Annotated in this window: 9 protein-coding genes; 7 read left to right on the top strand and 2 right to left on the bottom strand. The window is 72.0% G+C overall.

Going from position 1 to position 15,951, the window contains the following annotated elements; all coding sequences use genetic code 11:
* Both ABD224_RS29505 and ABD224_RS23160 read right to left on the bottom strand, forming a co-directional pair.
* The coding region (locus ABD224_RS29505; RefSeq protein ID WP_425581036.1) for a hypothetical protein at positions 1-215 on the bottom strand (215 nt) is incomplete at its 3' end.
* A 54-nt stretch (positions 216-269) separates the two neighbouring features.
* Entirely contained in the window at positions 270-2,858 is a 2,589-nt protein-coding gene (locus ABD224_RS23160) for a DEAD/DEAH box helicase (RefSeq protein WP_344052986.1), read from the bottom strand.
* A gap of 81 nt (positions 2,859-2,939) precedes the next feature.
* Between ABD224_RS23160 and bldG the strand changes: the two genes are divergently transcribed.
* The 7 genes from bldG to tmk all read left to right on the top strand — a co-directional run bounded on the left by bldG (position 2,940) and on the right by tmk (position 15,894).
* Positions 2,940-3,281 (top strand): anti-sigma factor antagonist BldG, encoded by a 342-nt coding sequence (gene bldG, locus ABD224_RS23155; protein WP_067393772.1) that lies wholly within the window; start codon positions 2,940-2,942, stop codon positions 3,279-3,281.
* 103 nt (positions 3,282-3,384) lie between these two features.
* Positions 3,385-3,810, top strand: coding sequence for an ATP-binding protein (locus ABD224_RS23150; protein ID WP_344052982.1), 426 nt, complete (start codon positions 3,385-3,387; stop codon positions 3,808-3,810).
* A 317-nt stretch (positions 3,811-4,127) separates the two neighbouring features.
* On the top strand, positions 4,128-6,533 hold the full coding sequence (locus ABD224_RS23145) for a sodium-translocating pyrophosphatase (protein ID WP_344052980.1): 2,406 nt from the start codon (positions 4,128-4,130) through the stop codon (positions 6,531-6,533).
* Between the two features lie 213 nt (positions 6,534-6,746).
* The gene (locus ABD224_RS23140; protein WP_344052978.1) at positions 6,747-7,322 is read left to right on the top strand and encodes a small secreted protein; all 576 of its coding nucleotides are present in this window, start codon (positions 6,747-6,749) and stop codon (positions 7,320-7,322) included.
* A gap of 148 nt (positions 7,323-7,470) precedes the next feature.
* On the top strand, positions 7,471-8,967 hold the full coding sequence (locus ABD224_RS23135; RefSeq protein WP_344052994.1) for a DUF7059 domain-containing protein: 1,497 nt from the start codon (positions 7,471-7,473) through the stop codon (positions 8,965-8,967).
* Positions 8,968-9,657: 690 nt separating this feature from the next.
* Positions 9,658-12,492, top strand: a complete 2,835-nt coding sequence (gene topA, locus ABD224_RS23130; protein WP_344052976.1) for a type I DNA topoisomerase — start codon at positions 9,658-9,660, stop codon at positions 12,490-12,492.
* 180 nt (positions 12,493-12,672) lie between these two features.
* Positions 12,673-15,894, top strand: coding sequence for a dTMP kinase (gene tmk / locus ABD224_RS23125; protein WP_344052974.1), 3,222 nt, complete (start codon positions 12,673-12,675; stop codon positions 15,892-15,894).
* Positions 15,895-15,951: the final 57 nt, after the last annotated feature.

Raw genomic sequence — 15,951 nt, 5'->3', positions numbered from 1 at the left:
GCCGTGGCCTGCGCCCGGGCGGACCGGGTGGCCCGCGCGCAGGGCGCCCGGCTCGTCCGGTGCGCGATCACCGGCGACACCTCGGACGTCACGGCGGTGTTCGCGTGGGGGCCCTTCATGGCGGAGGTGAGAGCGAGGGCGGGCCCGGCAAGACCGCCGGACGGCAGGGCGGCACCGGTGGCACCGGCGGCACCGATGCCGCCGCCGGGACCCACGGCAGGACCGGCGCCTGCACCGGGCCCCGTCCCGGCACCCGTCGCCCCTATGGGCTAAGCCTGGCTCTTTTTCTCCGGTGTCTTCTCTGGAGACTCCTCCGGAGTCTTCGCCGATGTCTCCTCCGCTCCTTCGGGTGCCCCCTCCGGGGCCCCTTTCAGCAGCACGGTGAGCAGCCGTACGGCTCCCCGCTTGTGCAGGGGCTCGTTGCCGTTGCCGCACTTGGGGGACTGGACGCAGGAGGGGCAGCCGGAGTCGCACTCGCAGGAGGCGATGGCCTCGCGGGTGGCGGTGAGCCAGGCGCGGGCGGTGCGGAAGGCGCGCTCGGCGAAGCCCGCGCCGCCGGGGTGGCCGTCGTAGACGAACACCGTGGGCAGCAGGGTGTCGGGGTGCAGCGGGACGGAGACACCGCCGATGTCCCACCGGTCGCAGGTCGCGAACAGGGGCAGCATGCCGATCGAGGCGTGCTCGGCGGCGTGCAGGGCGCCGCCGAGGATCTCCGGGGGGATCCGGGCCTCGTCGAGCTGGTCCTCGGTGACCGTCCACCACACCGCGCGGGTGCGCAGCGTACGCGGAGGGAGGTCGAGTTTCGTCTCGCCCAGCACCTCGCCGGTGGCAAGGCGCCGGCGCAGGTAGGAGACCACCTGGTTGGTGACCTCGACGGAGCCGTAGCACAGGCGGCCGTCGCCCCAGGGGATCTCGACGTCCGTCTCCAGGACGGAGACGGACGTCGTGTCGCGGGCGACCGTGGTGTACGGCGGGCTCGCCTCCTCGACCAGGGCGACCGAGTCCTCCAGGTCCAGGGAGCGCACCAGATACGTACGGCCCTGGTGCAGGTGGACCGCGCCCTCGTGCACGCTCGTGTGCGCGGCCCCCTGGTCGACCGTGCCGAGCAGCCGCCCGGTGCCGGCCTCGACGATCTGCACCGGACGTCCGCCCTCGCCGCGCAGGTCGGTGAGGTCCGCGGCCCGCTCCCGGCGGGTCCAGTGCCAGGCCCGCGTCCGCCGGCGCAGCAGCTTCGCGGCCTCCAGCTGCGGCAGCAGCTCCGCGCAGGCGGGGCCGAACAGCTCGGTGTCCTCCTCGGTGAGCGGCAGCTCGGCGGCGGCCGCGCACAGGTGCGGGGCGAGGACGTAGGGGTTGTCGGGGTCCAGGACCGTCGATTCGACCGGCTGGTCGAACAGGGCCTTCGGATGGTGGACGAGAAAGGTGTCCAGCGGGTCGTCGCGGGCGACCAGGACCGCGAGGGCGCCCTGGCCGGAGCGGCCCGCACGGCCCGCCTGCTGCCACAGGGAGGCGCGGGTGCCGGGATACCCGGCGATCAGGACGGCGTCCAGGCCGGAGACGTCCATGCCCAGTTCCAGGGCGGTCGTGGCGGCCAGGCCCAGCAGCTCGCCGGAGTGCAGGGCGCGCTCCAGGGCGCGGCGCTCCTCGGGGAGGTAGCCGCCCCGGTAGGCCGCCACACGCCGGGCCAGCGACCGGTCGGCCTCGGCCAGCCGCTCCTTGGCGATCACCGAGATCAGCTCGGCGCCGCGCCGGGAGCGTACGAAGGCGACCGAGCGGACGCCCTGGAGGGTGAGGTCGGTCAGCAGATCGGCGGTCTCGGCGGTGGCGGTGCGCCGCACGGGTGCGCCCTTCTCGCCCCGCAGTTCGGTGAGCGGGGGCTCCCAGAGGGCGAACACCAGTTCACCGCGGGGCGAGGCGTCGTCGGCCACCTCGACCACGGGCAGACCGGTGAGGCGGCGGGCGGCCACCGAGGGCTCCGCCGCGGTCGCGGAGGCCAGCAGGAACACCGGCGAGGAGCCGTAGTGCGCGCACAGCCGGCGCAGACGGCGCAGCACCTGGGCGACATGCGAGCCGAAGACGCCCCGGTAGACGTGGCACTCGTCGACGACGACGTACCTCAGGGCGCGCAGGAAGGAGGACCAGCGCGGGTGCGAGGGCAGGATCCCCCGGTGCAGCATGTCGGGGTTGGTCAGGACGTAGTTGCCGTACCGGCGGATCCACTCGCGTTCCTCGGGCGGGGTGTCGCCGTCGTACACCGCGGGACGCACGGCCGTGCCCAGCGGGCGGGCGAGTTCCCTCACCGCGCGGCACTGGTCGGCCGCCAGGGCCTTGGTGGGGGCCAGATACAGGGCGGTGGCGCCGCGGTCGCTTACCCATCGTCCGCCGGCGGCCCGTGCGGGCGCCTCTCGCCGCTGTGCCCTCCGGGCGGGCGCTTCGGCACCGTCCAGCAGCGTCGACAGCACCGGGACGAGATACGCCAGCGACTTTCCGGACGCCGTGCCCGTGGCGACGACCACCGAATCGCCGTCGAGGGCGTGCTCGGCGGCGCGCGCCTGGTGGGCCCAGGGGCGCTCGATCCCGCAGGCCCGGACGGCCTCGACGACCTCCGGCCGAATCCGGTCGGGCCAGGCGGCATGGCGACCCGCGCGCGGGGGCAGGTGCTCCGTATGAGTGATGCGTGCAGCCCGGCTCGGTCCCGAGGTGAGCCGGTCCAGAACCGCGCCCGGTGCCGGGCGGGTTGGCTTCGTCGGGGACCGATCGGATCGGTGATTCTCGGCCATCGGCACTGAGTGTGTCACCGGTGTGCAGGACAATGGGACCAAGGCGTCGTGCACGCCTGCCGTTAAGTGATTGAATGCCATCGCGGCTGGCGAACCGTCCCGGGGGCTTCAAGCCGAGGTGCCCGAGGGGCGACCGCTCGATAGCAAGGTGCTGGAGGATCCGTGGACCTGTCCCTGTCGACCCGTACCGTCGGCGATCGCACGGTCGTCGAGGTCGGTGGCGAAATCGACGTATATACCGCGCCCAAGCTGCGCGAGCAGCTGGTCGAGCTGGTGAACGACGGGAATTTCCACCTCGTCGTCGACATGGAGGGCGTGGACTTCCTCGACTCCACCGGTCTCGGCGTGCTGGTCGGCGGCCTGAAGCGTGTGCGCGCCCACGAGGGCTCGCTGCGCCTGGTGTGCAACCAGGAGCGCATTCTCAAGATCTTCCGTATCACCGGTCTGACCAAGGTGTTCCCGATTCACTCCACGGTCGACGAAGCGGTGGCGGCCACCGACTGACCGCCGGCCCCGGCCGGTGTCCGGGGCGAAGAGTTCAAGCGGGGGACCGGGTTCTCGGCGGCCCGGTCCCGCGACAGCACACCCGTAGTTCCGAGGGGGATGCATGGCCACCGTTGAACTCCGCTTCAGCGCGCTGCCCGAGCACGTCAGAACCGCCCGGCTGGTGGCGGCCGCGGTGGCGCGCAGGGCCGGAGTGGACGAGGCCGTTCTCGACGAGGTCAGGCTCGCCGTGGGCGAGGCCTGTTCACGCGCCGTCGGACTGCATCGCAGCAGCGGGATCTCGGCACCGGTGAGGGTGCTGCTCACCGAGGAGGAGAAGCAGTTCTCCATCGAGGTCGGCGACGAGGCCCGGCACGCGCCGCGCCGCCCCGGGGACGCTCCGGGGGCCGTGGACGAGGCGGAGGACGAGATGGGCCTCGCGGTCATCAGCGGCCTCGTCGACGACGTGGAGGTCTCGGCCGGGGAACACGGTGGGCTGATCAAGATGACCTGGCCGACCACGCCACCGCCGGCCGCCACGCTTCCCTGACACATGCCGCCGCCCGCTCGGCACAGAACACCAGGGCCCTGCTCGGCAGGGCCCTTTGCGTTTTCGCCAACCGTGTCCGCCGGGTACATTGAATTCGTGAACTAATTCACGATCAATCAATAGATCATTTGATCAAGCATTGATCGAGTGTCAATGGTTTTGGGCCATTACTTCTTTCGGGTTTCGTGGCGTGACGTCGATCATTTGCTGAAGAGCGGATGAAGGCCGAATGGGTTTCCCGCGCTCTGTTTTGATCCGGTTCCGCTACCTACAATCCGTCCACATCTTGAGCTCAGCCCAAGCGTCAAGGAGGACGAATGGCGGGGCTTTCCACCCCTCATCAGTTGGGCCATCCCACATCCTTCGCAGCCGCAGTTCTGACCGACGACAATCGGATCATCGTGGCGGTCATTGCGGCCGTCGCGCTGGCCGCGCTCGTGGTCGCAGGCGCCTTGCTGCGCCAGGTACTTGCGGCGGGCGAAGGCACCGACAGCATGAAGAAGATCGCGGAAGCGGTCCAGGAAGGAGCGAAGGCCTATCTGGGCCGTCAGCTGCGCACGCTCGGCGTATTCGCCGTGGTCGTGTTCTTCCTGCTCATGCTGCTGCCCGCGGACGACTGGAATCAGCGTGCCGGACGCTCGGTGTTCTTCCTGATCGGTGCGGTTTTCTCGGCGGCCACCGGCTATATCGGCATGTGGCTCGCCGTGCGCAGCAATGTGCGCGTTGCCGCGGCAGCCCGGGAGGCGACTCCCGCGGAGGGCGCGCCGGCAAAGGATCTCACTGCTGTTTCCCACAAGGCCATGAAGATCGCTTTCCGCACGGGCGGCGTCGTCGGCATGTTCACGGTGGGCCTCGGCCTGCTGGGCGCCTCCTGTGTGGTGCTGGTGTACACGGCCGACGCGCCGAAGGTGCTCGAGGGCTTCGGTCTCGGCGCGGCACTCATCGCGATGTTCATGCGGGTCGGCGGCGGCATCTTCACCAAGGCCGCCGACGTCGGCGCCGACCTGGTCGGCAAGGTCGAGCAGGGCATTCCGGAGGACGATCCGCGCAATGCCGCGACCATCGCCGACAACGTGGGCGACAACGTCGGCGACTGCGCGGGCATGGCGGCCGACCTCTTCGAGTCGTACGCCGTGACCCTCGTCGCCGCGCTCATCCTCGGCACCGCGGCCTTCGGCAACGCGGGGCTGGCGTTCCCGCTGCTGGTACCGGCCATCGGTGTGCTCACCGCCATGATCGGCATCTTTGTGGTGGCGCCGCGCCGCTCCGACCGCAGCGGCATGACCGCGATCAACCGCGGTTTCTTCATCTCCGCGGTGATCTCGCTGGTCCTGGTCGCGATCGCCGTCTACGCCTATCTGCCGTCGTCGTACGCCGATCTGACCGGCGTCACCGACGCGGCCATCACGGGCAAGAGCGGCGATCCGCGCGTCCTCGCCCTGGTCTCGGTGGCCATCGGCATTCTGCTGGCCGCCGTGATCCAGCAGCTGACCGGCTACTTCACCGAGACCAACCGGCGCCCGGTGAAGGACCTCGGCAAGACCTCGCTGACCGGTCCGGCCACCGTCGTCCTCGCCGGCATCTCCGTCGGCCTGGAGTCGGCCGTCTACACCGCCCTGCTGATCGGCCTCAGCGTCTACGGCGCGTTCCTGCTCGGCGGTACGTCGATCGTGCTGGCGCTGTTCGCGGTGGCGCTGGCCGGCACCGGCCTGCTCACCACGGTCGGGGTGATCGTCGCCATGGACACCTTCGGCCCGGTCTCCGACAACGCCCAGGGCATCGCCGAGATGTCCGGCGACGTCGAGGGTGCGGGCGCGCAGGTGCTCACCGACCTGGACGCGGTCGGCAACACCACCAAGGCCATCACCAAGGGCATCGCCATCGCCACCGCGGTCCTGGCGGCGGCGGCGCTCTTCGGGTCGTACCGGGATGTGATCACCACCGGTGCGCGCGAGGTCGGGGAGAGCATCTCCGGCGTGGGTGCGCCGCTGACCCTGATCATGGACATCTCGCAGCCCAACAACCTGGTCGGCCTCGTCGCCGGCGCGGCGGTCGTCTTCCTCTTCTCGGGGCTGGCGATCAACGCCGTGTCGCGGTCGGCGGGGGCGGTGGTGCTCGAGGTGCGGCGGCAGTTCCGTGAGAAGCCCGGGATCATGGACTACAGCGAGAAGCCGGAGTACGGCAAGGTCGTCGACATCTGCACCAAGGACGCCCTGCGCGAGCTCGCCACCCCCGGGCTGCTCGCCGTCATGGCGCCCATCTTCATCGGGTTCACGCTCGGCGTCGGCGCGCTCGGCGCCTTCCTCGCGGGCGCCATCGGCGCGGGCACCCTGATGGCGGTGTTCCTCGCCAACTCCGGTGGTGCCTGGGACAACGCCAAGAAGCTGGTGGAGGACGGGAACCACGGCGGCAAGGGCAGCGAGGCGCATGCGGCCACGGTGATCGGTGACACGGTCGGCGACCCCTTCAAGGACACCGCCGGACCCGCGATCAACCCGCTGCTGAAGGTGATGAACCTGGTGGCGCTGCTCATCGCGCCCGCGGTCATCCGGTTCTCCTACGGCAGCAACGAGAATCTCGGCGTGCGGATCGCGATCGCGGCCGTGGCACTGGTCGTCATCGCCGGTGCGGTCTATCTCTCCAAGCGGCGCAGGAGCACCGTGGGTGACGAGGACAACACCGCGCACGTATCCACCTCGGCCGATCCTGCGGTGGTCCCGTAGGCGGTCTCACAGCGGGCCCAGCTCAAGAGGACGGGCGGGCGGCGCGTACGACGCGTCGCCCGCCCGTCGTGTGCCCGGGTGCGCTCTCCTCGTGAGTCTTCTCTCGCTTGGTGCAAAAGGCTGCAAGGTGCCCGTTAACGGGCGTCCGAGCAGGGGGCGACGCCGGGAGGGCGTGTATGTTCCGGGCCGAGAGCCACGGAAGGGACCGAACCGGTGAACAAGAAGCTTGCGGCCGCACTGTCCGGCGGTGCGGTACTGGTACTGGCACTGACGGGCTGCAGCAGCGGCAGCGACGACAGCAAGAACGAGGCACTGGACGCCTGGGCCAAGCAGGTGTGCGACGCCGTGCAGCCGCAGGCGAGGAAGATCGCGGCCGCTAACGCCGCCATCCAGAAGGAGACCTCGGACAACAGCGCGCCGGCCCAGGTCCAGAAGACCGACTCGCAGGCCTTCCAGGACATGTCCGACGCCTACAAGGCGATCGGTGCCGCCGTGAGCAAGGCGGGCGCTCCCCAGGTCAAGGACGGTACGAAGAAGCAGCAGGACGCGGTCAGGGAGCTCAACAGCCTCGGCGCCGCCTACGCCTCCCTCAAGCAGCAGGTCGACAAGCTCGACACCAAGGACCAGGCCAAGTTCGCGGACGGTCTGAAGGACATCGCCACCGAGCTGGACAAGCTGAGCAAGACCAGCAGCAGCGCCCTGAAGAACCTGGAGGAGGGCGAGGTGGGCCAGGCGATGGCCCGGCAGCCGAGCTGCAGGTCCGCGTCCGCCGCGCCCGCGAACGGCTGACGCACGCGCGTGCACTGCCGGCGGAAGCCGACAGAATGGGGCCGTGAGTGACTCCAGCCTGTCCGCACTGTCGGCCTCGTCCGCTTCCCCTGACTCGTCCGCCTCGTCCGTCGCATCCGTCTCATCCGCTCCGTCCGCCTCATCCGTTCTGCCCGCCGCCGACCGCCCGGACGTCGCCGCCCGGCTCCGGGACGCCCTGCTCGGCGCCTCCTTCACCGCCGACGGACTGCTCGAGCTGCTCGGCGCACCCGCGTACGCGGCCCTGGCGCGCGGCGAGACCGTTCCCGCGCTGCGGGCCACCCGCGGCGGCACGCCGCTGGAGCTGCTGAGCCGGCTGTTCCTGCTGCAGCAGCCCGTGCCGCACGCGCGCGTGGCGGACGTCCTGCCCGTCGAGGAGTGCCTGGAGACCGGCTGGCTGGTGCGCGCCGGCGCGGACGGGCTCGCCGCGACCGTGGACGTCCGGCCGTACGGCGGACCCGACGGCGAGGACTGGTTCATCGTGTCCGACCTGGGCTGTGCGGTCGGCGGGGCGGGAGGCATCGGCGACCGCCGGGAGGACGTCGTCCTCGGTGTCGGCGGCGCGTCCACGACCCTGGCCGGCATCACGGTCCGTACGCCCGTCGGCTCCGTGCTCGACCTCGGCACCGGCTCCGGCATCCAGGCGCTGCACGCCGGCCGCCACGCCACGCGTGTGACGGCGACCGACGTCAACCCGCGCGCGCTGCACATCACCGCCCTGACGCTGGCGCTGTCCGGCGCGCCGGCCGCCGATCTGCGGCAGGGCTCGCTGTTCGAGCCGGTCCGCGACGGCGAGACGTTCGACCTGATCGTGTCCAATCCGCCGTTCGTGATCTCTCCCGGCGCCCGGCTGACGTACCGCGACGGCGGGATGGGCGGGGACGATCTGTGCCGGGTGCTCGTCGAGCAGGCGGGGGAACGGCTGAACGAGGGCGGGTTCGCGCAGTTCCTCGCCAACTGGCAGCACGTGGAGGGGGAGGACTGGCAGGACCGGCTCAGGTCATGGGTGCCCCACGGGTGCGACGCGTGGATCGTGCAGCGCGAGGTGCAGGACGTCACCCAGTACGCCGAGCTGTGGCTCAGGGACGCCGGCGACCACCGTGCCGACCCGGCCCGGTACCGGGCGCGGTACGAGGCCTGGCTGGAGGAGTTCGAGGCGCGCAAGGTCAGGGCCGTGGGCTTCGGCTGGATCACGCTGCGCCGGACCTCCTCCGCGGTGCCCTCGATCACCGTGGAGGAGTGGCCGCACCCGGTGGAGCAGCCGCTCGGCGAGACCGTGCGGGAGTACTTCGCCCGCCTCGACTACCTGCGGAGCCACGACGACGCGGCCCTGCTCGACGACTGCTTCCGGCTGGCCCGCGAGGTCGTCCAGGAGCAGATCGGCCCGCCCGGTGCCGAGGATCCCGAGCACGTCGTGCTGCGCCAGAACCGCGGGATGCGCCGTGCCGTCACCGTGGACACGGTCGGCGCGGGTTTCGCCGGTGTCTGCGACGGCACCCTGAGCGCCGGCCGCATCCTGGACGCCATCGCCCGGCTGACGGGCGAGGACTCGGTCGTGCTCCGCGACCGCATGCCCGCCCGGATCCGGCTGCTGGTGGAGCAGGGCTTCATCGAGCCGGTGGGCTGACCCCGTCCGGCCGGTGCTCGCCGACGCCGCTTTCCTTCCGTTTCTTCCTGTTTCCTTCCTGCTTTTTTCTTCTCCGGTCAGTTTCGGTCATGCGGCGCGGAGCGCGGACAGAGGGGCGGACGGAGCGTGCGGGCATCCGTCCGCCCGGCGTCCGCCGGAGGGTGGCCCGGCCGTCGCCCAGGGGTGCCGGCCTTACCTGCCGGGGCATCCGGAAAAGGGGGAGAAAACCCGTGAGCGGAGCGGGCCGGCGATCTTCGCGGAAACGGTGTTCTTCCTGTTCGGAGCGGTGTTGCCGGGGTGGGCGACGGTGCGGGTGCGGCACCGGGAACCCGTCGTCCCCGAGGCCGGCCGGACCGCGTCGGCGGCCGTCGCGGCCGTGGGCGCCCTCGCCGCCCCGGCCCCCGGGTGTGCGGTGCTTCACGCGGTGCCGCGCATGCGTGTGAGAACCGTCGCATCACCGCGTTTTCCGTAACCGATGGGTCACCTTTCGTGCAAGTGTGAAAGAGCTGGTGAGCACTCCGGGCGGCAGGAAGGGCAGAAGTCGGGTTACCGTTCGAGTGGCCGTTGCGAGCTTTTCCCGTTTGACACGGGGGCGGGATGTACCGTCACACTCCGCAGCGTCACCACGACCCGATCCCCGGGAAAACAGGGCCCGGGAAGCCCCAGCGTCGACCGGAGAGAAGAGCGAAGTTGTCCCCGACCAGCGAGACCGCAAAGGGCGGCCGCCGACTCGTCATCGTCGAGTCGCCTGCCAAGGCGAAGACGATCAAGGGCTACCTCGGTCCCGGCTATGTCGTCGAAGCGAGCGTCGGGCACATCCGCGACCTTCCCAACGGCGCCGCGGAGGTTCCCGAGCAGTACACCGGCGAGGTCCGCCGGCTCGGTGTGGATGTGGAACACGACTTCCAGCCGATCTATGTCATCAACGCGGACAAGAGGGCCCAGGTCAAAAAGCTCAAGGATCTGCTGAAGGAATCCGACGAGCTGTTCCTCGCCACCGACGAGGACCGCGAGGGCGAGGCCATCGCCTGGCATTTGCAGGAAGTGCTCAAGCCGACGATCCCGGTCAAGCGGATGGTCTTCCACGAGATCACCAGGGAAGCCATCCGCGAGGCCGTCGCCAATCCGCGCCAGCTCAACCAGCGGCTGGTCGACGCCCAGGAGACCCGCCGCATCCTCGACCGTCTCTACGGCTACGAGGTCTCGCCGGTGCTGTGGAAGAAGGTCATGCCGCGCCTGTCGGCCGGCCGCGTCCAGTCGGTCGCGACCCGGCTCGTGGTCGAGCGGGAGCGCGAGCGCATGGCGTTCCGCTCCGCCGAGTACTGGGACCTGACCGGCACCTTCTCCACCGGCCGCCCGGGCGATCCGAGCGACCCGTCGTCGCTGGTCGCGCGCCTGCAGACGGTCGACGGCCGGCGCGTCGCCCAGGGCCGTGACTTCGACTCCCTGGGCCGGCTGAAGAGCGAGAACGTCCTCCACCTCGACGAGGCGGGCGCCCGTGCGCTGGCCGGCGCCCTGGAGAACACCCGCTTCGTCGTACGGTCCGTCGAGTCCAAGCCGTACCGCCGCTCCCCGTACGCCCCGTTCCGGACGACGACGCTCCAGCAGGAGGCCAGCCGCAAGCTCGGCTTCAGCGCGAAGACCACCATGCAGATCGCGCAGAAGCTGTACGAGAACGGCTACATCACGTACATGCGTACGGACTCCACCACCCTGAGCGACACGGCGATCGCCGCCGCCCGCGCCCAGGTGGAGCACCTGTACGGCGCCGACTATCTGCCGCCGCAGCCGCGTACGTACACCGGAAAGGTCAAGAACGCCCAGGAGGCGCACGAGGCGATCCGCCCCTCGGGTGATCGTTTCCGCACCCCCGCCGAGACCGGTCTGACCGGTGACCAGTTCAAGCTCTACGAGCTGATCTGGAAGCGGACGGTCGCCTCCCAGATGAAGGACGCGACCGGGAACAGCGTGACCGTCAGGATCGGCGGCACCGCGGCCGACGGCCGGGACGTCGAGTTCAGCGCCTCCGGCAAGACGATCTCCTTCCACGGCTTCCTGAAGGCCTACGTCGAGGGCGCCGACGACCCGAACGCCGAGCTCGACGACCGTGAGCGCCGTCTGCCGCAGGTCGCCGAGGGCGACGCCCTGAACGCCGAGGAGATCACGGCCGACGGGCACGCCACCAAGCCCCCGGCCCGCTACACCGAGGCCACCTTGGTCAAGGAGCTCGAGGAGCGCGAGATCGGCCGCCCGTCGACATACGCGTCGATCATCAGCACGATCCTCGACCGCGGCTATGTCTTCAAGAAGGGCACGGCCCTGGTGCCGTCCTTCCTGTCCTTCGCCGTGGTCAACCTCCTGGAGAAGCACTTCGGGCGGCTCGTCGACTACGACTTCACCGCCAAGATGGAGGACGACCTCGACCGCATCGCCCGCGGCGAGGCCGAGGCCGTGCCGTGGCTGAGGCGGTTCTACTTCGGCGAAGGCGCCGACAAGGGAGGCAAGGGCGGCGCCGCCGACGCGGGCAACGGCGACGGGGACCACCTCGGCGGCCTCAAGGACCTGGTGACCGACCTGGGCGCCATCGACGCGCGCGAGGTGTCGTCGTTCCCCGTGGGCAACGGCATCGTGCTGCGGGTCGGCCGCTTCGGGCCGTACGTCGAGCGCGGCGAGAAGGGCACCGAGGGGTACCAGTCCGGCGACGTCCCGGCGGACCTGGCGCCCGACGAGCTGACGGTCGAGCTGGCCGAGGAACTGCTGGCCAGGCCGAGCGGCGAGCGCGTGCTCGGGACCGACCCGGAGCCGCCGCACCACCCCATCGTGGTCAAGAGCGGCCGCTTCGGCCCGTACGTCACCGAGGTGCTCCCCGAGGGCACCCCGAAGACCGGCAAGAACGCGGTCAAGCCGCGCACGGCCTCGCTGTTCAAGTCGATGTCCCCGGAGACGGTGACGCTGGAGGACGCGCTGAGGCTCATGTCGCTGCCGCGCGTCGTCGGCGTCGACACCGACGGCCAGGAGATCACCGCGCAGAACGGCCGCTACGGCCCGTACCTGAAGAAGGGCTCGGACTCGCGCTCGCTGCAGTCCGAGGAGCAGATCTTCACGATCACGCTGGAGGAGGCCCAGGCGATCTACGCCCAGCCCAAGCAGCGCGGTCGTACGGCCGCCAAGCCGCCGCTGAAGGAGCTGGGCGAGGACCCGGTCAGCGGCAGGCCGGTCGTGATCAAGGACGGCCGCTTCGGGCCGTACGTCACCGACGGCGAGACCAACGCGACCCTGCGCTCCGGCGACAGCGTCGAGACGATCACCCCTGAGCGCGGTTTCGAGCTGCTGGCCGAGAAGCGCGCGAAGGGACCGGCCAAGAAGACCGCGAAGAAGGCGGCCGCCAAGAAGACGGCGGCGAAGAAGACGGCGTCCACGGCCGCGAAGAAGACCGCGGCGAAGAAGACGACCACCGCGAGGAAGGCGGCGGCCACGAAGGCGGCGGCCTCCGGGGCGACCGCTTCCGGCACGGCGGAGGACTGAGCGCGGGCGGCACAGGACCGCCCGCGCGAGACACCCCTTCGCACGCACCCCCTTCGCCCTGGGCAGCCCTTCGCGGCTCCTGGCACAGGGCGCACTCCGGCATCACCGCTGTGCTGCCGGGGCATGTACACGTTCATGCAGTCACCGTGTGTCGTCCGTACGTCCGGATAGGCTGAACGCATGACGCGAGCCGAGCACCAAACGGCCCACATCACCGCACCCGACGACGCTCTCGCAGCCGATTCCCGTGAGCGTGCCGTCCGCTCCCTGCTGCGCCGACCGCAGCTGAGGCGACTGTGGAGCGCGCAGCTGGCGGGAGGCGTCGCGGACACCCTGGCACTCCTGGTCCTGGTCGTCCTCGTCCTCCAGGCGGCGACCGCCGCCGGTTCCTTCGGCGGGGGCTACCGGGGCGTGGCCCTCGCGGTGACACTCGTCTTCGTCGTCCGCACCCTGGCGACCCTGCTCTTCGGGGCGGTCCTCCTCGGACCCCTCGCCTCGCTCACCGCGCCGGACGGCCCGCTCGACCGCCGCTGGACCATGGCCGGCGCGGACGGCGTGCGCGTCGTGCTGATGATCGTCGCCCCGCTGTGGATCGACTGGACGCCGGGCAGCGCCCTGGCCTGGCTCCTGGTCACCGTCTTCGTGACCGGGATCGCCGAGCGCCTCTGGACGGTGTGCCAGGAGAGCGCGGCCCCCGCGCTGCTGCCGGCCCCGCCCCCGGAGGGCGCCACGGTGCGCCCGCTGCCCGACCACATGGACGCCCTGCGCCGCCTGTCGCTGCGCACGGCCTTCCTGGCCGTCCCGCTGGGGGCCGCCACCCTGGTCGCCGCGTCCCTGTTCAACAACCTCCTGGCCACCGGCATCGCCTGGTTCGACCGGCACCAGGCGGCCTTCGGCTCCTATGTCGCGGCCGGGCTGTTCGCCGCCTCCCTGTCGGTGCTGACCTCCCTGGAGCTGCCCGGCACGAGCACCCCGCGTCCGCGTTCGCCGCTGGAGGGGCTGCGCCGCCCGAGGACGGGCACCGGCGCCGACAAGGGCCGCACGGGGGTCGTCCCGCTGCTCGTGCTCGCCTGCGCGTCCGTCGCCGGGGCGATCGCCGCCGCGGTCGCCGTCTGCGTCCTGCACGCCATCGACCTGGGCGGCGGCCCGGTGCTGTACGGGCTGACCGTGCTCGCCCTCACCGGCGGGGTCGCCGCCGGCATCCGTACGGCGCCCAGGGCACTGGTCTCGCTGTCGCGGCGCCGGCTGCTGGCCCTGGCGGTCGCCCTGGCCGGCGTCGCCCTGCTCGCCGCCGGACTCGTCCCCGACGTCACCACCGTTCTGCTGCTCCTCGTCCTGGCCGGTGTGGGCGCGGGCGTCGCGGCCAGCACCGGGCACACCCTGCTCGACCAGGAGACCGAGGACTACCGCCGGCCGCGCATGACCGAGCACCTGCACGCGGTGGTGCGGGTCTTCGTGGCGCTCGGCGTCGTCCTCGCCCCCGCGGTCGCGGCCGGGATCGGCCCGCACCGCCTGGAGCACGGCCGGTTCGTGTTCGCCCACGGCGGCGCCGCCTTCACGCTGATGCTGGTCGGCGCGCTGCTGCTGCCGGTGGCCGCACTGGTCCTCGCCAAGGGCGACGACCGCTCGGGCGTGCCGCTGCGGCAGGACCTCGTCGACGCCCTGCGCGGCGACGACCCGGTGACGGCACCCGCGTCCTCCGGCTTCTTCATCGCCATCGAGGGCGGCGACGGGGCGGGCAAGTCCACGCAGGCCGAGGCGCTCGCCGACTGGATCAGGTCCAAGGGCCACGAGGTCGTCCTCACCCGCGAGCCGGGCGCCACCCCCGTGGGCAAGCGGCTGCGCTCGATCCTGCTCGACGTGTCCTCGCAGGGCCTGTCCCACCGTGCGGAGGCGCTGCTGTACGCCGCCGACCGCGCCGAGCACGTCGACACGGTCGTCCGGCCCGCCCTGGAGCGGGGCGCCGTGGTGATCAGCGACCGCTACATCGACTCGTCGGTGGCCTACCAGGGCGCGGGCCGCGACCTGTCCCCGACCGAGATCGCGCGGATCTCCCGCTGGGCGACCGGCGGACTGGTCCCGCATCTGACCGTTCTGCTGGACATCTCCCCGGAGACGGCCCGCGAGCGGTTCACGGAGGCGCCCGACCGCCTGGAGTCGGAGCCCGCCGAGTTCCACGCGCGCGTACGGGCCGGATTCCTGGCGCTGGCCGCCGCCGACCCCGGCCGGTACCTCGTGGTGGACGCCGGGCAGGAGCCCGAGGCCGTCACCACGGTCATCCGGCACCGGCTCGACCAGGTGCTGCCGCTGTCCGAGGCCGAGCGGAAGGCCCAGGAGGAGGCCCGCAGGAAGGCCGAGGAGGAGGCGCGGAAGAAGGCCGAGGAGGAGGCCCGAAGAAAGGCCGAGGAGGAGCGGCTGGAGCGCGAGCGCCAGGAGCAGCTCGCCCGGCTGCGCGCCGAGGAGGAGGAACGCAAGCGGCGCGAGCTGGAGGAGGCGCAGCGGCGCGAGGCCGAACGGCAGGCCGAGGAGGCCCGGCGCCGTGCCGAGGAGGCCCGCCGCAAGGCGGAGGAGGAGCGGGCCCGGCTGCTCGCGGAGGAGAAGGCCCGGGCGGAGGCCGAGGCACGCCGCAGGGCCGAGGAGGAGCGGCGGCGCCTGGCCGAGGAGGAGGCCCGGCTGCGGGCCGAGGCCGAGGCGCGGCGGCTGGAGAAGCAGCGCAAGGCCGAGGAGGCCCTGCTGCGGGCCGAGGAGGCCCGGAAGGCGGCGGAGCAGGCCGCGGCCACCGCACAGGCGGGCCCGCGGCCCACGCCTCCCGCGGCCGCGCTGGTGCCGCCGGAGGCGGCGACCGTGCCGACGCCGGTGGTGAAACCGTCGGACGCGTCGGACGCGCCGGGCGGGCCGGCGGACGAGACGGCGGTGCTGCCGCCGGTGGGGGAGTCCTCGGGCGAGAGCTCCCGCGGGGCCTTTCGCGGATCCGGGGAGGCCGGGGACTTTGACTCCGAGGTGACCGCGAAGCTGCCGCAGCCGCCGGTGCCGCCGCAGGCCGCGGACGAGACGGCGGTGCTGCCGCCGGTGGGGTCCGGCGGTGCCGCCGACGAGACGGCGGTCCTGCCCCCCGTGCGGGACGAGAGCCCCGCGGACCGCGTTCCCCCCGGCTTCTTCCGGAACGAGCCGGCGGCCCGGCCCGGCGAGGACACGGAGCGTACGCGGGAGCTGCCCCAGGTGGGCGCCGAGAGCACCGCTCCCCGGCGCCGGCGGCGGCCGGAGTGGGCCGAGAGGACACCGCTCGACGACCTGCCGACGCTGGCCGACGAACTGCTGGGGCCGCGCGAGGACGACCGTGAGGACGACAGGGGGTCCGGCGACGGGAGCGACGGTGGCCGAGGACGCGGCCGGCGGCGCTGAGTTCCCCGACGGGGGGCGGGCGACGGCAGCCCGCCCCCCGTTGTCACCTCCGTTGTC

The sequence above is a fragment of the Streptomyces thermoalcalitolerans genome (assembly GCF_039525155.1).
Taxonomy (GTDB): Bacteria; Actinomycetota; Actinomycetes; order Streptomycetales; family Streptomycetaceae; genus Streptomyces; species Streptomyces thermovulgaris.
Note: the sequence above shows the minus strand (reverse complement) of the source record. Positions and strands in the feature narration are given on the sequence as shown.